At 46.8% G+C, this 20,965-nt stretch carries 12 protein-coding genes and 1 pseudogene; all 13 read right to left on the bottom strand.

What is annotated here, in order from left to right; all coding sequences use genetic code 11:
• Positions 1-150 precede the first annotated feature (150 nt).
• The 13 genes and pseudogenes from BJP58_RS34270 to BJP58_RS17420 all read right to left on the bottom strand — a co-directional run bounded on the left by BJP58_RS34270 (position 151) and on the right by BJP58_RS17420 (position 20,960).
• Positions 151-2,048 (bottom strand): annotated as a pseudogene (locus tag BJP58_RS34270) (helicase-related protein).
• Between the two features lie 358 nt (positions 2,049-2,406).
• Complete coding sequence (locus BJP58_RS17365; protein ID WP_194539926.1) at positions 2,407-2,829, bottom strand: hypothetical protein; 423 nt, start codon at positions 2,827-2,829, stop codon at positions 2,407-2,409.
• Positions 2,830-3,232: 403 nt separating this feature from the next.
• A complete protein-coding gene (locus BJP58_RS17370) occupies positions 3,233-3,955 on the bottom strand; it encodes a response regulator (RefSeq protein WP_071219809.1) in 723 nt (240 codons plus the stop codon).
• 4 nt (positions 3,956-3,959) lie between these two features.
• On the bottom strand, positions 3,960-5,114 hold the full coding sequence (locus BJP58_RS17375) for a sensor histidine kinase (RefSeq protein WP_113061599.1): 1,155 nt from the start codon (positions 5,112-5,114) through the stop codon (positions 3,960-3,962).
• Positions 5,115-5,159: 45 nt separating this feature from the next.
• A complete protein-coding gene (locus tag BJP58_RS17380; protein WP_194544966.1) occupies positions 5,160-7,862 on the bottom strand; it encodes a stalk domain-containing protein in 2,703 nt (900 codons plus the stop codon).
• Positions 7,863-8,315: 453 nt separating this feature from the next.
• Entirely contained in the window at positions 8,316-9,521 is a 1,206-nt protein-coding gene (gene metK, locus BJP58_RS17385) for a methionine adenosyltransferase (protein ID WP_194539927.1), read from the bottom strand.
• Between the two features lie 224 nt (positions 9,522-9,745).
• Positions 9,746-10,033 (bottom strand): alpha/beta-type small acid-soluble spore protein, encoded by a 288-nt coding sequence (locus BJP58_RS17390; RefSeq protein ID WP_194539928.1) that lies wholly within the window; start codon positions 10,031-10,033, stop codon positions 9,746-9,748.
• Between the two features lie 185 nt (positions 10,034-10,218).
• The gene (locus BJP58_RS17395; protein ID WP_194539929.1) at positions 10,219-10,725 is read right to left on the bottom strand and encodes a hypothetical protein; all 507 of its coding nucleotides are present in this window, start codon (positions 10,723-10,725) and stop codon (positions 10,219-10,221) included.
• 183 nt (positions 10,726-10,908) lie between these two features.
• Positions 10,909-14,142, bottom strand: a complete 3,234-nt coding sequence (locus tag BJP58_RS17400; RefSeq protein ID WP_194539930.1) for an S-layer homology domain-containing protein — start codon at positions 14,140-14,142, stop codon at positions 10,909-10,911.
• Between the two features lie 368 nt (positions 14,143-14,510).
• Entirely contained in the window at positions 14,511-14,855 is a 345-nt protein-coding gene (locus BJP58_RS17405) for a hypothetical protein (protein WP_071219815.1), read from the bottom strand.
• 251 nt (positions 14,856-15,106) lie between these two features.
• Positions 15,107-18,745: an S-layer homology domain-containing protein gene (locus BJP58_RS17410; protein WP_194539931.1), complete on the bottom strand. Its 3,639-nt coding sequence runs from the start codon at positions 18,743-18,745 to the stop codon at positions 15,107-15,109.
• A gap of 217 nt (positions 18,746-18,962) precedes the next feature.
• On the bottom strand, positions 18,963-20,087 hold the full coding sequence (locus BJP58_RS17415) for a glycosyltransferase family 4 protein (protein ID WP_071219817.1): 1,125 nt from the start codon (positions 20,085-20,087) through the stop codon (positions 18,963-18,965).
• 114 nt (positions 20,088-20,201) lie between these two features.
• Positions 20,202-20,960: a WecB/TagA/CpsF family glycosyltransferase gene (locus BJP58_RS17420; protein ID WP_071219818.1), complete on the bottom strand. Its 759-nt coding sequence runs from the start codon at positions 20,958-20,960 to the stop codon at positions 20,202-20,204.
• Positions 20,961-20,965: the final 5 nt, after the last annotated feature.

A 20,965-nucleotide genomic window follows, 5' to 3' on the forward strand; every position in this document is an offset into this window, starting at 1 on the left:
ACTACAAAACAACAACGCGAATATATTGTCATCACTATTCCGGGACCGCCGATATCAGCTCAGTAGATTTTTTTCACTATAGAGTTGGAAACTTAAAGGACTCCCGAGATTCAATATTCATGCGCTACAAACTCATGTCCGCTCAATCCCCTAGTCATTCACCAGTTCCTGAACAGACCGTAAATACCCTCCCTTACGGGCAATTCTGTTCATCGCTTTGATTTGCCGGACTGCCGAGCTTTGGCTCCGAGTCCATTGGGGCGCAGCAAAAACCACCCGTCCTGCCGGATCATCCTTGGATCGGCCCGCGCGGCCAGCCATTTGAATCAATGCAGCTTCGTCAAAAAGCTCACTGTCCGCATCCAAAATGAACACGTCACTCTTCGGAACCGTTACCCCGCGCTCGAGTATGGTCGTTGTCACGAGCAAGCGAATCTCCCTGTTACGAAAGGCCATCACTTTGCTTGCCCGTTCCGAATCAATGGATGAAGTCCCTTCAATCGGCATGTTGGCGATCGTCTTGCAAAGCAGCTCCAGAATTGGAGCAATATGCTTGATCCGGGAAACGAACAGGAACACTTGAGCACCACGGGAAAGAGATGCGCTCAGACTGCGAATCAGGAGTGGGGGAAGCTTTTTTTCTTGTAGACAACGGTTCACCGCAAACATTTTCAGCTTCTGAGGAACGGGTAACGGATGACCATGGAAGCGTGCGGGAACTTTCGCGTGTGGCAATCTGCCTGCAGCCGCCTCACGCTGTAATGGCGTTGGCGGAGTTGCTGATAGGTAGATATACTTCCCTCCTATTTTGCAAGCGCCTTTGGCAGCGTAATCCAGCATTGGATCATTATGATACGGGAAGGCATCAATCTCGTCGATCACCACCAGGTCAAAAGCTCCCCTGAAACGCAGCAGCTGATGCGTTGTTGCCAGCGTGATGCTCCCCCGCTTCCAACGGTCCGGACTCCCACCATATAACGTGACCACCGTCTTCGCGGGAAAAGCCTTGGATAAACGTGGCGCCAACTCCAGCACCACGTCCCGTCTTGGCGCGGCAAGCAGCACGCGCCCACCCGCATCCAGAATCGACTGCAGCAGCGGAAAGATCATCTCGGTCTTTCCGGCACCGGTCACCGCCCAGATGAGAAACCGGGCAGACCCCGCGGAGCCCCCTGCGGGCGGCTCCGCCAAAAACCGCAGCGCAGCGCCAGCGGCGGCGCTCTGCGCTGCGCTAAGCCCCCACCGGCCCAAGGCCGCGGTGGGGGAACCCCCGGCCGTGCCCCGCACGGCCGATCCTGCTGCGCCATGCAGCAGCAGGGCACAGGCGCGGCTGCGCCCCATCGCGAGGCAGGCCTCGCAATAGGCGCAAGCCGCCGAGCCGCACGCGGCGCATGCCGTGCGGCTTCGGGCCTCGCTGCCGCATCGTCGGCAGCGGGGGCCATGGCCCGGCGGCGCAGCCAGCCGGGCGCACCCTGCGGGGCGGGCTGTGCCAGCCCCGCTTCCAATCGCAGGCGACCCAGCAGGACGCCAAGCTGGGCGGCAGTGCGCCAGTCGCCGGTATCCCCGGCGACCTCCACCAACAAAGCCTCGACCTCGCCGGCAAGCAAGGCTCGTCCTGCCATGCACTGAATCAGCAGCTCTGCCTGCTGCATCAACAAAGCCCAATCCTCTACCACGTTCCTCTTTTCGATAAAGGAATTTATATACGATCCGTCCAACAGCTGAATCTCCGTCAACAAAACACTCCATTGCGATCTGCTTCCTTCAGGCTCTTGGAGTAAAAACGAACTTAAGCTCTGGTACAAATACTTTTGCCAATCCGATTTCCCCCACTGATCCATGTCATGGTTGGATCGAAATCTCTCTTGAATATAAACGGCCCATCCTAGTGGAATTTGTATTGATAACAGTACTAATGAGCGTGGGCTGGCTTTCTCATCCGTCGATCTTTTCATTCCATACCACCATTGAAGATCCACCCGCATATCCAGCGAGAGACAACACTTCCATTTCTCTAATGTTCGAATGGCATATACGGCAATCCGCATGAAATCAACTCCAATATCGAGACATATAAATTACATTATGAAGCAGATCCTTCTCACGATGCCCTATGTTGAAATCTGTCACCTCCTTCTTTTAGCTGCCTTATTCCCAATTCTCCTAGTCGGGTACACGTAGCGCTACGAGGGACAGTCAATCACATGGAACCAAGATCGGAGTTGAGTGTAGGAGGTTCAGTAAGGTTCAGCCATAGACAAAATAAGAACAAACACGCTTGGATGTGGGAAAGCCGCTCCTCTCCCCAGAAAAACAAAAAACACACCCCTCGCTTACGCTAGGAGTGTGCTTCACGCCTTTAACAATATGAATACGAACCTGGTAACCAAAACAACTTGCAGATGTTTATCCCTGTACATATGGAATTCGAACAGCCTCCATCGGGATTCTTAGATCGATCCGTATCACTTCTTCTTCATTCGGATCGGCATCCACTTCCCGTGATGCCGAATCATCGGACCTCCAAGTCCCATATACCAGCTCAATTCCGGACAAATGAGTCAATCTCTGGACAATCTTCAGTGTATCATCGTACGACTGATCATCAAGGACGGTGACACGCACGCGCGTCCCGCTCAGCAGGGCATACCATGAAAGGGCTCTCAAATACCATTCCACCTGCCGCTCATGGTTGGACGTGATCAGCACATAATGCCTGCACCGCCCCGTGCCTTCACCGGCTCTTCTGAGTTGACGGGCATGCATAATATGAATCAGAGCAACAGCAATCCCGTACACCGCGAGTATCCACAGCAATTGGGCAACCATGAGACTCACCTCCTTCTCTTATCAACAATATATGCTGATCAGGAGGGGACGGTGACAGTTAAGAAACCAGGGCCCACACGGAACTTGATGGGAACGGCTCAACACCATAAGAGAACAACTATCGAGGCGTACCTTCACAGAAGACAGATTGCCTTTTGAAGTATGTCTAATTGCGATATCAAAAAGACCATTCATCGAAATTTACACTTTCTGATATCTTAGGATGAATAACTATGTAATGACCTTCACGGAAAGCTGACCTCGCTGAATAAGTACTTTCTTATCTTTATCAAGGTTTGTTCAGCTTCAGCGGAAACTTATAAACTCCATATCATAACAAAAAGGAACCGCCCTTGGCAGTTCCCTCCCTATGTAAGACGCGTCCGTGCATTCGGATCGGCGATTACAACGTCACCCAGCCATATTTGATCGAGTTGATAACCGCTTGCGTACGGTCGTCCACTTCCATCTTCTGCAAAATGCTGCTGACGTGGTTTTTTACAGTTTTCTCACTAATGAACAGGTACTCCCCTATCATCTTGTTGCTCTTGCCTTCAGCCATTAGTCTAAGCACTTCCGCTTCGCGCCTTGTCAATGGGTTATTCTCGCCTGCCACGAACTTGACTCCAGCTTCACGCGAACCGCTCTCAGCCATAGCGCCTGCTTCGTTTACATAAGTCATCCGGCGGAGCTGTTGAATAAGCTTGCCCGTAACTTTCGGATGGATAAATGCATATCCCTCATGTACCGAACGAATCGCATTAATCAGTGACTCGGCTTCCATATCCTTCAGGAGGTAACCGTTTGCTCCCTTACGGAGCGTTTCAAACACATAACTCTCGTCGTCATGAATCGACAGAATGATAACTTTGATCTCAGGAAACATTTCACGTAGTTTCTCAGTTGCTTGAACGCCATTTTCGGTAGGCATGTTGATATCCATCAGCACGATATCCGGCTTCACTTCATTACAGAACTCAAGTACTTGAATTCCATCGCCGCATTCTCCGATTACGTCAATGTCGTCCTCCATATTCAGTATACGCTTCAGACCCTCCCTAAATAGCTGGTGGTCATCCGCTAATAATACTTTTATAATCGTGTTCTCTTTTTCCAAATGTTCCATCCGATTACTCCTTTCTCTTTTCTACGTTCGTCGGGATATGAATCACGATCTTGGTTCCTTGATTCTCAGCTGAATCGATCTCCATTCTCCCTTCGAGCAGCTCAACCCTCTCCCGCATGCCAATTAACCCAAAGTGGTCCTTGCTTTTCTGCTCCAGCAAATCGACATTGAATCCCAGGCCATTGTCCTGTACAACGATTTTGACCAATTGCGCCTGGTACGTGATTTCAACAAGCACATAAGTCGGGTAAGCATGTTTTGCAGCATTCGAAAGTGCTTCCTGCACCAACCGGTAGATGGCAGCCTCCATCGCAGAAGAGAGACGATGCTCTTTTCCCCGTGTCTCGAAGATCGTGCGGATTTTCGATTTCTCTTCATAATCATGCACGTATTTACGCAGTGTGGGGATTAATCCTAGATCATCGAGTGCCATTGGACGCAGATTAAAAATGACTTTTCGCATTTCCTCCAAGCTCGATCGAACCTGGCCCTTCAAATCTACTATTTCGTCCTGCACCATCTTAAATTCCTGCTTTGCGAGCATTCTTTCTACAATTTCCGTCCTAAGAACCAGATTCGCCAGCAATTGTGCAGGTCCATCATGAATCTCTCTGGAGATGCGTTTCCGTTCCTCTTCCTGCGCCAAAATAATTTTGAGACCAATGACCTGTCTGTTTTTCGCAGATTCGATGATTCGGGATACCTGCCCCAGCTCCCCGGACAAGTATTCCAATACCACGCCCATCTGAGATCCGATCGATTCTGCACGCTCCACGGAGCTCTCGACATTACGAACCCGCTTCTGCAGCTCATCTCGTCTTGCCTTCAGATACATTTCCTTCTCCCGGTAGATCATGAGGTCAAGCTGAAGCTGCGTCGCTTTCTCATACGCCTGCTTGATGTCCTCTTCCTTGTACCGGACAAAATCCCGGCTGACCTCGGTCAGCCGGATCCGGGAACGGCGGTAGTTCAGCTCCAGCTGATCTACCTTCTCTAAGGTTTCCGTCGTTTCTTTTAATGTCCGCTGCAGTTCATGATTGAGAGACGCGAGCTCCTGCCGCGACGCCTCCAATATTTCGAACATTTGGTATTTGCTGTCCTCCATCACTTTGATGGCATTTTTTATGACACGGTCGATGGCATCGGCTTGATAATCCACGCACTCTACTCCATTTCTAACGTTTCATATACATATCATACCATATCACGATTCGATCGTAACGGTCTTCGTGTTCTTGTCCCATTTTACTTTAAGGCCTAATTGCTCGGAAACGAGACGAAGAGGGACCAAAGTCCTACCACCTTGAACCATTGGTGCTACAGCCGCCGAACTGCGCTTACCATTTAGAATGAATTCCTTCTTACCGACCGTCAGTTCCATGAGCATGCCGCCCCTCAGGACACCCACACGCTGAGCGGATTGGTTCCAGGTTGCTTGCCCGCCAAACGCGTCGAGCACATGCTTAATCGGAACGTAAGTCGTTCCATTCTTCAAGATTGGTGCCGAATCAATTGCCACTTTCGAACCATTCAGCATAAGCGATTTTTGCCCAATGGTCATGACCGCTTTGCCTGTTGGAAGACCTTCATTCCCGGATAGGGACGGCATCGTAAAGCGGATATCGTCAAAAGATACAGCTCCTGTCAATGCGCGCTCATCCTGGCCTTCTTCCACGTTCACCACATACAACCGCTTCATCTGTGCCGGGAATGCAACGTTATGTCCGCTGAGATCGATGCTCAGTGTTTTCCAGCCGCTCCAATCAATTGCTTTTGCCAAGTCGACGTACACGGTTTTCCCATTATTGTCCTTGAGCTCGGCACGCAGCCAGTTCAGGCTGTTATCTCCCTCCACATCGATGGTCATGGCCGTTGCCTGTGCAGGGATCACTTTGCCAGTTGCGCCATTCAACTCGGCGTAAGCGTACATTTTTTGCCCTAATCCGCCTGTCATATCATAGGTCAAGTTCAAGACTTTAGATGATGCTTTTGCTCCGCTGCCATTTTTGATCGCTGCAGCCCCGGTAACTGCCAGTACATTGGTCGTGAACTTCACCGGGTAATTCACATTCTCGAAGTTCTCCCATGTGCTCTCGCCCGCTGCCGATAAAATAACGACCGTGCTAAAGCCGTCATAGCGTGCGATGGCATAACCGACTTTCGTATTGCTGTTCACGGAGGATACGGTCAGGCGGCCGTCTTTTACGCTGCCTTTAAATCCGATAAACTCCCATTTCAGCGCACTGCTTGGAACTTCCAAGCTTTGTCCATTGCCTGTTACGGCCGTCACCGGCACGGAAACGCTCGTTCCAGCCTGCAGCGGTGCGCTTGATACGCCGGTAGTCAATGCAACAAGATCATCCGCGCCCAGCACCTTGACTTGCATCGTAGCTTTCGTGCTGCCGCTTACTGCCGTCAGTGTTGAGGTACCCGGCTTTGTCGCTTTAACGCTTTGTCCGTTGACCGCTAAATTGCCGTTGCTGGACTTCCAAGTCGGTTTAATCGAACCTGCCTCAATTGGATTATAGTAAGTATCATAGCCCTTCAGTTCATACGTGCCGATCTGGCCGATCAGGAGCGTGTTGCTTCCGCTTACTTTTAAGCCCTTCAAGCTGCCCTGAGGTGCCGTTGAGAACACGCCGAGTGCGTTAACAATGCTGCGCTGCGTGGTGCCGTATTCCGTATTGAAGGTCAGCTGCGTGTTCATCTCGGCAAGTGGACGGTTTACCATCGTTGTCGATCCTCCACCGTCCAGGTTCATTCCCTTCCATACTCCAACCTTCGTCATGAAATCCTGAAGCTGCTGCAGCGTCATGCCTTTGCTGTTATCGTTGCTCTCTGTGGCAATCAGGTAAGCGTAACGACCGTCTTTGGAGTAACCTACGGCTGTTCGTGCCCTGCTTCCTCCAATCGAATTCACGTTTCGCGAGAATGAAGTGGCCTTGCCGTTATCCACCAGAATCGTATGGCCGCCAATCATCATTTGGAGTGTAGTTGGGTCCAGTTCTTTGCCTGATTTTTTGGACACCAAAGCATAATCGGCTTCCAGCCTCTGTCCAACTGCCAGATTTTGTTTCACGAATTCTGCCGCAGCCCCATGGGTTCGCAAAATGTAGCTTCCCTCCGGTATCGCTGTTTGCAATCCTGCCATTACTGAAATATCGGTTATGACCCCATCCGTTACCATAACCTCCGTTGGGGTTGTCGAGCTGTTCTTAGGACGCTCAATAGCCTTCCATGCGCTGGTGTAGATATAAGCTGAATTCGCATGGCTATACGTTGATCCGGTCCCCTCAGGAGCATAAGATGTTTTGTTCATGCCCGCGAGTGGGAATGAGGCGCCATTCTCAGCTGTAATACTCCCCGAGAATGCAAACTCATCCAGAATTGGCGTTCCATCGTTCGTTACTCCAAAAGCATACATGCCTTTCAGTTCCGACGGGGTTGACATCAACTGACCGTTTGATACTTGAGCACCCATCGGAGCCCCTTCGCTGCCGGTATTAAAAAAGTCACCGTTAATAGCAGCAACCGCTCCGTTCTCCTTAGCCATTCCGCCCGTGCTTTGTCTCGTTGTAAATTGATTCCCTTGGCCTGTCATGACATCCAGTTTCACGTACTTGTTGTTCAAGTCCACCCGAATGACATTAGCCAGCGATTTTGCGCCAGTACTGTTGATATACTGATATTTCATTAAAACCGCACCGGAAGTAATGATTTCCTCACCAAGCTGCTTAGCCGATGTTGATGCCGCATAAGCTACCGAGGATGTTGATAGATTCCCTATCACTGGTATTCCGCTGCCCAACACAGGACCCACCCAGATGGCCCCTGCCAATGTAATAATCAACCATTTCTTGCCTACACCAGATGTTGTAGACTTCAGTGTTTTCCCCTGACTAACCATGTAATCGTAACTCTCCCATCTCTCGTTCAACACGGATGCCGAACATATAAAGTCTCTAATTAATAGACTTCATTTTTGCGGAAAAGTTACGAATTTGTTATAAAAAAAACACTTTCGCGTATCGTACACCAAGTCTTGCTAGATTTGTACCGGAATTTTTTAGGAGTCCATGTAAATCAATCCTGTGTTATTATATTATTATGTAAAAGTAACTAGTTTGTCATAAATTATATTCCTGTTTTTCCATTTATTTAATGAAAATGCTGATAACCACGATAGGTCATCAGCTTTTATAATTATTTCATTTTTGTCATATTCTTTGTTTCAGCTGCGTTGAATCTCTACTCATAATTAGAAAAAGAAGCAAAAAAGACATGCACCGATTTTTTTCAGAAGAAAAATTAAATCAGCACATGCCTAAATTTTATATCTGTTACATATCTTAAAATTACCTTAGTTTACGCCAGCTTGTTCTTTCAACGCTTCCGCTTTGTCCACGCGCTCCCAAGGAAGATCGAGATCCGTACGTCCAAAATGTCCGTAAGCAGCGGTTTGTTTGTAGATCGGACGACGAAGATCCAGCATGCGAATGATTCCAGCCGGACGCAGGTCGAAGTTGTTACGCACAAGCTCAACCAGCTTCTCTTCGCTCACTTTACCTGTTCCGTAAGTATCTACACTAATCGACACTGGGTTAGCGACACCAATAGCGTAAGCCAATTGAATTTCGCACTTGTCCGCAAGTCCTGCAGCAACCAGGTTTTTAGCCACGTAGCGAGCCGCGTAAGCAGCGGAACGGTCAACCTTTGTAGGATCCTTACCGGAAAATGCACCGCCGCCATGACGAGCGTAGCCGCCATAGGTGTCCACGATGATTTTGCGGCCTGTCAGACCAGCGTCCCCTTGTGGTCCACCGATTACGAAACGGCCGGTTGGGTTAATGAAATATTTAGTTTCTGCATCCAGCAATTCAGCCGGTACGACAGGAAGAATAACTTGTTCTTTAATATCCTTCTGGATTTGCTCCAGCGTTGCTTCTTCGGCATGTTGAGTCGATACTACGATCGTATCCACGCGAACTGGCGTATTGCCGTCATACTCAACCGTTACCTGGGTTTTACCGTCCGGACGCAGGTATTCCAGCGTACCGTTTTTACGAACCTCGGACAAACGACGAGCGATACGGTGAGACAATGCAATCGGAAGAGGCATCAGTTCTGGGGTCTCGTTCGTTGCAAAACCAAACATCAGACCTTGGTCGCCAGCACCGATGTTCTCAGTTTCCTTGTCCACTTGGGAAGGATCACGATTCTCCAGTGCAGCGTTTACCCCTTGTGCAATATCGGCAGATTGCTCATTCAGCGATGTCAACACCGCACATGTATTGGAATCAAAACCGTATTTTGCACGGGTATACCCGATTTCCTTCACGGTATTGCGTACGATGGATGGAATATCCACGTATTCAGATTTAGTGCTAATTTCACCAATGACCAAAACAAGACCAGTCGCAACGGAAACTTCACAAGCTACGCGTGCGTTCGGATCGTTAGCCAAAAAAGCATCGAGTACCGCATCAGAAATCTGGTCACAGATTTTATCCGGATGTCCTTCAGTTACGGACTCAGATGTAAATAAACGTCGCCCTGTTAAAGACATGAGATCAACCTCCCATATGAATAGTATGTGATATATCAAGAGGTCCTACACAAAAAATGAACCTTTTCCGACAGGAAAAGGTTTGAAATGTACAATCCTCAACATGCATATTAACTTATTTGTTACCAGGTGTCAATCCAGTAAGTAAGCTGTTTTTCAAGGATTTTCTTGGGTTTTTCAATCATTTTAATCAAGAATAAGTTCCACTCGTAACTGAAAAACGACTACAGCCTATCGAAGAGACTTTGTTCAGCGTTTCGAACCAAACGTTTAGTGATCTCTCCACCAACGGATCCGTTCTCACGGGATGTTAGATGTCCCCATCCAGGACGACGGCTGGCAGATCCACCTCCGATGGTTCCTAACTCGGAACCAAATTCCGTATCGGCTCCATTGGAACCGCTACCATATCCCACGGGTAATCCAAACTCTGCTGCAATTTCGTATTTCATTTGCTTCAGCATTTCACGACTCTCAGGTACCACTTGACGGTTACGACTGCTGCGTGCCATGAAAATACACCTCCTGTATTGGTTTTTACAGAAGTATTATTTGTCGATTTCAAGGCACTCACACGTATAAAACGTTGTCACAACTGGCAATAATTATAAGAGGAATAAGCCGGACAAAAGTCCTCGCCACCACTCGAGGATGAAGAGATATCAGCAGATGTCTAACGCACCTTAGTTGCCGATCATTACTTAATGGTGTAGCCGCCGCGCACCATGACAATCAAATTGCTTGTCTGTCCTTCTTTCACCTGAATACCCCGACCTTCACGCGGGAAGGAAAGCAAATGGTTCTTGGGCGCTGTTTCACCGTTTAACAGGTCTTTACCATCGGTAAGGTCTGCAACGCCGCTAGAGACTTCTGTGTAGATCACAGCATTACCTGAACGCACGATGAACTCCGTTCCTGCGTCGGCAATTAGAATCTTACCTGGTTTCAGCGCAACATTCTTAACTTCATCAACACCTTGGGATGGCTCCGTTGGTTTTGCAGGATTCGTTGGGTTTGTAGCTCCTCCACCACCATTCAGCGCTTGCTGAATTTGTTGGTCAACATAGCTTTTAGTGACAACCGGGTCGTCGGTGGTGCCTGGGGTGGTGCCGGCACCGGTTGCGGTGTTGCTGTAGGTTGCACCAATCCATATACCAGCGCCAATCGTCAGCGCCGCCAAGCCAACCTTCAAATAAGAATTCATGTAATCTGTTCCTCCTAAAGTTACCTATAATATTTAACTATAAAGAAAACACTCGAACTGAACAACCCTGCTTGGGAATGTTAAGGATTGTTTTCTTTGGAGAATTAAAAAAACACACCGGAGAACATATTGTCCCCGGTGTGTCAAAGCTTAGATGCTAAGCTTTATTTTAGCTAGTCGATTTTAGTACTTAATAGTACCTTTTAAAACAACTGTTGTTCCGTTTTCCAGAACAACACTAGCATTCAGAAGTCCACCATTAATAGTATCTTCTTTACCGACTACTACTTTGAAAGAATTTCCGTCAGCAGCTAATTCGGCATCATAGGAAGCTGTTCCTTTATTAGTGCCAATCGCAACTTTACCGTCAACGATGCTTTTTAGAGTCTTATTTACATTAACAGTCAGAGTAGAAGTCGCTGTCTCGTAAGTTGTTGATGTAACGTTTACTGGATCAACAGCTGGTGCAGTAGGTGCATTTACTGTAAACTCATCCGATTCAAGTGCTTTAGTAGTTGAACCTTGAGCTACAATGTACTGAGCATCCTTGCGAACTTTTACAGAAATCGGAGGATTATCTTGAATCAGTTTAGCATCAGTAAGTGTGATTACCACGCTGCCCGCAGTATCATTAGCATAACTAGTTGTATAGCTAGTTACAGGAATGATTGGATTGTTATCCTTTGAAAGATCTCTAAGAATGAAGTCATTTTTCAAATCTGCAACGGAAGGAGTTACAGAGTCAACATATGTTGTAAATGTAACTGTAAACGAGTTACCCACTCTATTCGAAACTTTGCTCACTTTAGGAGCAACAACATTTTGAACTGTCATTACAGCGTTGCCAGACAAGTTAAGCTTGTTGTTAGAATAAGTTTGGATGGAGTTGTTAGCAAACAAGGTGATTGTTGCTCCAGTATACTCGCTGCTTGTTTTCAGTGTTACTTTGTTTCCATCTACTTTTACTTCCGATGGATAGGAACCATCGACAGTGAAGTCACTAACTGAAGCATGAGCAATTACATTAGTGAATTCAAGTTCGAAAGTCTTAGCATCCTTTTGTTTTGCTGCAGTCCAAGTCAATTGGTTTTTAGCTTGAAGCAATGGTTCGTTAATCCAAGCTACGTTTTGACCAGTTTTGGATTTAAGACCAGATGCCAATACTTTTTTAACAGTACCATTCTCACCAAATGTCACTCTAGTTCCGTTAATGAACTCTGGGAACTGAAGAACAACCGATTTACCATCATTTACTGCAGAAGGTACAACTTCGGTTGGCAGAGCGATCTGTTGCACATCGCCACCGTTCTTTTGGAACTCGATGTAGTAGTTAGCTTTGGTCTGGATAGAATTAATGTCCATTTCTTTGCCAAAGTGCAAAGCAAGCTTACGGGTTGCGTCATTCCAGTCATAGTTAGAGAATTTAGTCAAATTAGCATTATCAGCAGCTACGAATGTACCATTGTATTCAACCATAGTGTTTTGCAGTGCAGTTCTATCTTTTACATCTTTAATCTTCAGATCATAAGTGCCTTCAAGAGTGCTGAAGAAGCTAACGTAGAAGATTTTGTTCGATGCATCAGCAGCCACTACAGTGTTCACAGGAATAACGTCGCTACCTTTTTTAACAGTGAAGTATTTTTTGTCAGCAGCATCTACTGCTTTGTCGAAACGAACAGTCAGTGTATCTTTTCTGTCAACGCCAAATGTAGTTTCAATTACACGTGGTTGTACCAGATCAATACTTGCTGTAACTTTATGTTCCTTCACAGGGTTCGCGTTACCAGAGTAGTCTTTAACCTCTACGAACAGGTTAGTTTCATATCCTGGCAGACGATTTGCAGTAAAGTCAACTTCATACACGTTTGCAGCGATTTGAGTTGCTTTACCTTTTTTCTTGCTGTCGCCAGACTTCCAGTAGAAACTATCTTCTGTTACAGAAGCCGGATCGATTTCTTCATCGAATGTTACTGTTACTTTTTCCAGAGTAGCGGAAATTTCAGTAACCTTCGGACCTTCAGTATCAACTGCAACTGTGAATTCTTTGGTGTCAGCCAAAGATTTCAATCCTGCATAGTCTTCAACGAGGGAAGTTGTCAGCTTATGAGCGCCAACAGAGATTCCACCTGTGTAGTCTCTCAGGATAACTTCTCTTTGGTTAGGGCCTTGTGTTACAGTGCCGCTAAATGTTTTGTCATCCAGTTGGAAGTTGCTGCTGGATGGAGCGATAACTGGCTCGGAGAAAGTTACCTTGATCACTTTAGTTCCGAGAGCCTTCACTTCAGTTACTGTTGGCAGCGTGTTGTCGGACGATGCGAATGATACTTCACCTTGTGGGATTGTAGCACCTTGATCGCCTTTAACATTCTTCACAACAATCTTGTATGTTGTTCCTTGTACGAATTTGCTGGATTCGTTCAACAGGATGCGTGCAGTTTTGCCATCTTCCAATACAGTTATGGATTTGATTCCTTTAGAGTTGGAATCGATGACATAGTTGTTTTTGTCAGTAGCAGACGCTTTGTCAACTTTACCGTCGAATACAACGTCAACTTCTTTCAAGTTCGTGGAAGTTGCGGATTCAACTTTAGTTGCAGATGTTACTACCCAAGTTACACTTTCAGTGTACTCGTAGTTGTTATGTGTAAATTTCACTTCAGTTGCAGTGTTAGCTTTCAGAGGAGTTTCCAGTTCAACTTTCACGCTCTCGTTGTTAGCAAGTTTGAAAGTTACAACTTTACCGCTCTCAGTTACATCATAAGAAACCACTTTTGGTTTTTGTTGCGACAAGTAGATTGTGTAAGCAACTTCAACCAATTGGGAACGGGAAGCGTTAGCTTTAGGGTTAGCTTTAGCATCTACCAAACCAGCGTTGATTGCCGCTTGCACATAACCTTTAGCCCAGTCAGAAGCGTTGTTGTTTGTTTCTGTTGGGATATCAAGTTTTTGAGCAACAACGAGAACTTTCGCCATTTCTTGAACGGTGATTTTACCGTTGAAGTCGAAGATCATTTTCGTTGTGTTTTTACCTTCCATGATGCCTGCAGCGTATACTGCTTCTACATAAGGAGCTGGCCATTTGTCAGCTTTGTAGTTTTTGTCTTTGAAAGACGCTTTGCCTTGGATTGGCTCAAGACCCATGATGCCTACCAAAACTTTCGCGAACTCAGCGCGAGTCATTTCTTTGTCAAGACCAGCAGTTCCATCTGGATAGCCAGTGAAGATACCTTTTTCTTTCAGTACATCAAATTTCTGTTGTGTGTTAAGCGCATCGTCACCGAATGCAACAGAAGCAAACATGGAGAATGCCATTGCTGTAGACAGTGCTACGGATAAAATTTTCTTCATAACCTTTTTTTCTCCTCCTTGAATCATCACTTGATTGTTTTCTTTAATTTGGTAGCTCTTATCACTCATTGTCCTGCACCTCCTTTCCCGAGTTGAGCATAAATCATAAATGATGTCTGTGACGATATCACAGAATCTTGTTAACGAGAGAACACTACAAACTAGAATAGATTCCTAATCCTACCTAGGTATTATACAACGAGTCCCATACTCCGTAAAGAACATTTTTCTAATTAATAGACAATCTTCTTGCATCGGATAATCTTGGGTTCCTCATTGGGTTCTACATTATAAACGTTTGATTTCTCAAAAAGTTGCGGTAGTTGCAAAGTTTTTTTAAAAATATTTTTGAAATCATTTTAGATTCGCATAACATTGGGTTCATTACATATTGCGACAACAAAAAAAGACGCCCTATGGGCGCCCTTTGTAGAATCCTAGCGAATCTTCATAGCAAGCTGGATAATGCGTGCACGCATCTCCGGATTGCTATGCAGCGTTTCGTACATCAGATCAATTTCCGCTTTATTCGTACGATATGTTTTGTCATGTTTTATTGTTGTATGAGACCACTGGATCAACGCATTCTCTGCCGCTGTCATTTCGTTAAATGAATCATGAAAGCCTGTCTCAACAACGAGTCCCTCCATGACTTCCTGAGTTATCTCATCATGAGCGGCACGAGCCAGCTCAATCTTCTTCTCCATCACTTTGGCCTTTTCCTCGAACTTGGTCTTCGCCTTCATGTAGTCGAGCTGCGCTTTTGATAATATCGGCTTCATAAATTCATCTTCACCCTCTAAAAATAGTATGTGCTTCCGCTATTGTAGCGTATTCTACATGAAATTACAAAACAATAGATATTGGTAAACGGTTTCCTGGCCTCTGATAACACCCATAAGATCTTGCTAATTATGCCATAAATAACCTTATCCATTAAAAACCGCGCATGAAAAAACGAGAGCACTGCCAATAGAAATTGGGCATCTGCTCTCGTTCCTTTTTCCCTACAGTTTCTTCTTATTTATATGGCCTACAGCATTTTGAGTTTGCCCATCATGCGTTTCACGATCGTCGCCGTATCTGCACGATTCAGCACGGCATCCGGATTGAAGTTATACGTTGGTTTCTTCTCGCCTTCTTTCAAGCTATTCGCAACACCAGTGATGATACCGGCCTTACTTACAGCAAGAATGGCTGGGTAAGAATAATTCGATTTGATTTTGCCGACATCTTCGAACTGCTTCTGAAGTGCTGCTTTATCTTTTTCAATTTCACCCATCTTCAGATTGAGCGCACGTGCAATCATGTTTGCCGCTTCTTCACGAGTCAGTTCCATATTAGGAGCAAAGCTTCGTGGCGCAATGCCGCGAATGATCCCTTTTCTAGCCGCTGTCTCAATGTAACGATAATCCCACTGCATGCTGTTGACTACACTTTCTTGATAGATGTCATCAAACGTCAGCTTGTTCTTATCGGTATCATAATCCAACGGAATATCGAGCAGCTTCACTATAATAGTAGCTAATTCACCGCGAGTCATTGGATCATACACGCCGAATGCATCCGTCTTGGATGCCTTCATGTATCCTCTTGCCAGCATCAATTCAATATCGTTACGGGCTGTCTTATGCGAAATCGCATCGGAGTAGCTATAACGCAAGGATTTAACTGCGTAATACCCAAATCCCTTAAATGGTGCCGTAACAGTTTTCTTCTTGGCGTCTACTTTCCCGCCGATGTTGATCCAAGTTCCTTGGGAAGGGTTATACCACCAAATACCCAGGTTGCTGGAAGCTGAGTTCACCAGTGCGGAATCATATTTCAAGGTTATCGTACCTTTTTGAGACAATTCCATCCAGTTCTGCGGAATCAAGCGTTGATGAAATTCGTTTCCTTTTGCGTAAGGATGAGCTGCTGCCTTTACGTTAAAGTCCTCAATGTTGCTGCTGTATGCATTAAGCGAACCCGCATCCAGCCAGTAAAGAGGCGATGAGTAGCCGTAATGGGCTGCCGGAGTGAAACGGAACGCATTGTTGTTATCCCCTGGAATGAGGGACAAACGTCCATCCATTTCCACACCGTTCTCGATTTCACCAATTCGATTGTAAGCCTTAACGGTCCGCCCATCGATCTGGTTGGCAATACCAAACAGGATGTCATGCTCACCAAGCAGATTGATCGTAGGCACTTCTGCATTCGGACTTGATTTAGCCTGTTGAAGCACCGTGCCTTTCGGCAAGGACAGGGACAAATCACCCTTAAATACTTTAACCTTACCTGACTTCGAAATATTCGTTTTAAACTGAGAGCCTTCGGTTGCATCATCCGTGTACGTTACAACGAATTGCCCGCTTGTCTTTTTGGTGCCTTGTTCGATCGTAAACTTGATGGTGTTTTTGCCATTTTTCAGGTTCTTGACTTCAAGACGGAATATGTCGCTGATCTCGGATTTCACCATTGGCGTTTTGCCAATCAGAATGGAGTCCGCGCCTTCAGCCTTGATGCTTACCTCTACAAAGTTCTGTTTCAAAACACCTTCGTTAGGAAGTCTAGGAGAAAGAACTTCATAAGGCGCACGCTCACGCGTAATTTCAATGGTATCTGTAGTCGTAACCGACTGATAACGAGAACCGATGCTGATTGCCTGCAATCCTACCTCTGGAAGCGCGAGTTCTTTAAATACAACGCGGGCCGAGCTGGAGTTGGCTCCATTGACAATGGAATAGTACAGGCTGTGATCCGCTTGATTAATGGCATCCAATTGCGTCTTCAGTGCACCGCCAGAGAGCGTCCAGGTTGCTGTGTTGTCTTTTGTAAAGACTGCAAAGATGGATGGCGTAGGATGACTAAGGTTCACCGTAATTTCATCCGTGTATTCCACCTCAAAGCGAAGACCCAGAGCCTTTTCATATGTGTTATATGCGTTCTCGGCCGTTTCTCTGAACAATCCATCCGGATCGGATTCTGTTGCGGAACCAACCGGGAATGGAATCATGTTTTTGATAACCGAACGCGTATCGCTAAAATAAAGCAGAGTCAGCTTCGTCGAGATTTTCCCGCTCTTGTCAGCGACCACCAACGTATTCGGACCTGGAATCAGCTGCAGAAATGCAGCATCAGTAAAGCTGAACTCGCCATTGCCGTTAACGGACAAATCACGAGTATTACCATTCAAGGAAATCGTAAGTCCGGATGTTCCCGTGTAGTTCACAATCCGACCCGTCACTTGGTTGAAATCTGTACTATTCTTAAACACCTGATTGTTATACAAATGATAAATATCAATATAAGTGGAGGACAGGAACGTTACCGGGATCACCTTCGTATCGGAGACGCCCGATGCATTGCTGACCTTGATGATCAGATTTTGTTGTCCTGAAGGCAAATTCGTGATTTTGAAAACCGTGTTACCATTATAGGTAAGTTTCTGGGCAATCGTGCCGCCGCCCTTGCTCGATTCAATCTCAACATCACCTGCGTTCACTTGTTCCACCATTAAGTAGATCGGCAATTCGTTCAGGACCGTATCGTTACCGCTTGGAAAAATGGACTGGGAGGTAGCCGATACCGTTCCCCCGCTCTCTGTTACACCGTATAGTTGATACACCTGCTTGATTGTAGGTGCATTGACATCGCGATAAGTAAAAGGATTTTTCACATCGAAACCAGTGGTAGTGTCCTTAGTGTAAACAAAATACTCCCCGCTTTGTGTAATGCTGACCGAGCCAGTGGTTGTAAAAGGATACATCAAGCTGTTACCCAGGATGCTTGCTGCTCCTACGGTTGCCTGCGAGCTCATGATTGGCACCGTGGATCCTGTCGGAAACACAGATACTTCAAGAGTTGGCGGCACCGCTGGCGTACCAGCCGGAGGAGCATCCATGATAACATAACCGGAGATGACGCCGTTCACATTACCGGTTACAACGGTCTGCCCATCGATCTTGGTGTTACCGATCTGCAGTTGATTGACCGTCAAGGAGCCTGTCGGATGATAGACAACCTGTCTATTGATGGTCTGGGTTTTCGATTCCGAGTTCACGACGATCACCAGATCGTTGACACCCTTCTGCAATTGGATCCCTGCGGAGTAAAACGTATCGCCGCCGCCCGGATACATGGCCATGCCGTTAACCGTCACGCCTTTGGAGCCATTGGTTGCTTTTACCGAGATACTAACCGTCTGCGTGGTAACGACAACCGGCTTGGAAGCATTCTCTTCCAGCACACGTCCATCACTGAGTGCTACTTCATAAACAGCCGGTACATCGGAGAACTTGACATAAGCTGTGGCACTCATCTGCTGACCTTGCGTGCTCATACCCGACACGATGATTTTGTTCACGCCCTGATTCAATTGGACATTCAGGAATTGGAACGTATTCGCTGCTTCGTCCAGAATCGGCTTGACACCTGTTCCGCCCGTGGTTGTGTCATCGAAGCGTTTAATCTCATATGAGATGGTATTCGGATTAATGCCGTTATAGGTACCCGAAACCGTAATCGAGCTCCGGTTCTCCGGCGTTGGAGAATTCGGATCCGTACTTAGATTGGAAAAGTGAAAATACAAGGCTCCATTTGCAGCAGAAGCCGGTAATGCCGGAATTAGGGAAAAGAACATAGCAATGGCCAATAACAGGCTTGCTATTGTACGGAAATTTTTCTTCAACGGTTGTGCCTCCTTGATCATTCGGACGTTGGCGTCCGTTTTGGGTGTTACATCGTTCACTGGGTCCCCTCGCTTTCACTGACAGATTGATTCTAGCGCATAGTTCATATATCGGAAGCGAGTGTCCTATTATTTAGCAAAAACCACAAAAAAGCCTCACCCTTTTTGGGTGAGGCTGGCATGTCCGATCCGGACACATCATGAAAAAGAATAAGTTCTACTTCGTGCGGCTTTCGGGATTTGCCTTCATTCGCATCCGATTGATCAGACCCAGAATCGGCCGTTTGGTCTTGCCGACCAGTCCGATAATTTCCGCACCGATCTGCATGAAACACATCATGACGCAGATCACGACGAAGGTGACCCAGTTGGCTTCATACATGGCAGCCGAAGATTGAATGACTGCCAGTACGCCGAAAAAGGCGGCAATCACGTAAATAATCAACACCGTCTGACGGTGACTGAATCCAAGCTCGCGCAGACAATGATGCAGATGTCCCTTGTCCGGAGCGAAGATCGGTTTCTTCTGGATTTTACGACGGATGATAGCGAAAAACGTATCAGACAACGGAACACCGATAATAATCAGCGGCGTAATGAAGGATACAATCGCAATCTGTTTAAATCCAAGCAAGGACAGCATGGCCAAACAAAATCCAAGGAATAACGAGCCCGTATCCCCCATGAAAATCTTGGCCGGATGGAAGTTGAAGAACAGGAACCCGATAATGCTGCCGAGCAGCAGCAGGCATAGCAAGGCAACGGTGGTGTTGCCCATCAAGACGGCCATGACCAGAATCGTGCCGATCGCAATGCCGGAAACACCGGCTGCAAGTCCATCCAGTCCGTCAATGAGATTAATCGCGTTGGTTACGCCGACAATCCAGAAGATTGTCAGTGGAATCGATACCCAGCTCTCCAGCATGGAGTACCGATCCTGGAACGGTATATTTACAAAGTCCACGGTAATATTAAATCCGAATACAACTACGCAAGCAGCTGCAATTTGAGCCAGAAACTTCACTTTGGCCGAAAGTTCAAATCGATCATCCAAGGCTCCGATCAATACGATCATGGAACCGCCGATCAGAAATGCCTTCATAAAGTTGGCATCGCGAGGCGACAGGCTATCCGGAAGAAAAGGAAGAACTGCAATCAGTCCAAGTATAAAAGCCAGATAAATGCCGAGTCCCCCGAGTCGGGGCATGATCCGGGTATGAACCTTGCGGGCATTAGGAACGTCAACGGCACCAATCTTAACCGCAAACTTCTTCACAAGCGGCGTTAAGAGCAGGGCGAGCGTCAGCGATACGATAAACCCGATGATGTATATCATTAACATGTAATCATTCGACCCCCAATAAAAGTCTACCGGTTGAATTATACTCCCTTCGGGTCCAAAAACCAATACCAATTTCCGGTGAAATCCCGGATTTCCCCCACAGAAATGAGCCGTTTAGCTCGATTTCGTTACGTTTTCTTTCTCGCGCAGCACTTTCACTACGAATTTCGGCAGCGCAAGCATTCTTTTGTAACGGGTGGGCTCCTTCAGAAGGCGGTAAAACCATTCGAGACGAAGCTTTTGGAATACTTTCGGCGCCCGCTTCAGTTTGCCGGAGATAATATCGAAAGATCCCCCGACTCCCATAACAACCGGAACTTGAAGCGCTTGTTTATGCTGCGCAATCCAAGGCTCTTGATTGTCCGCACCACGGGCGACAAACAAAATATCCGGTGAAGCTGCCCGAATCTGCTCAATGACGGCAGCATCTTCATCAGGTCCAAAAAAACCGTCCCGGTAGCCGCATATAATCGCAGCCGGATATTGCATTTGTAACCTTTCGGCAGCTTCCTGAATCACTTCGGCAGTAGTTCCCAGCAGAAAGAACTTCCATCTATAGGTTTCCCCTACCTTCAACAATTCATGTAACAGCTCAAAGCCGGTGACGCGCCCCTCCAGCGGTTCGCCGCCCACACTGGCGGCCCAGACGATCCCCGTCCCATCCGGAACGATGATTTCGGCACTTTGCATCATCTGTTTATATTCCGGTTGGTTGACGGCCGTCATCACCATGATCGGATTCGCCGTTATGACATGGTGGGGCTGCCTTGACTGAACAGCCTCGGTCAGGAATTTCACCGTATCTTTCATACTAAGCTTGGAAAAAGGAATCTCGAACACCGATACGGTAGGAAATGGATAGGTCTGTTTCATGTTTA

This window comes from Paenibacillus sp. JZ16 (assembly GCF_015326965.1).
Taxonomy (GTDB): Bacteria; Bacillota; Bacilli; order Paenibacillales; family Paenibacillaceae; genus Paenibacillus_AQ.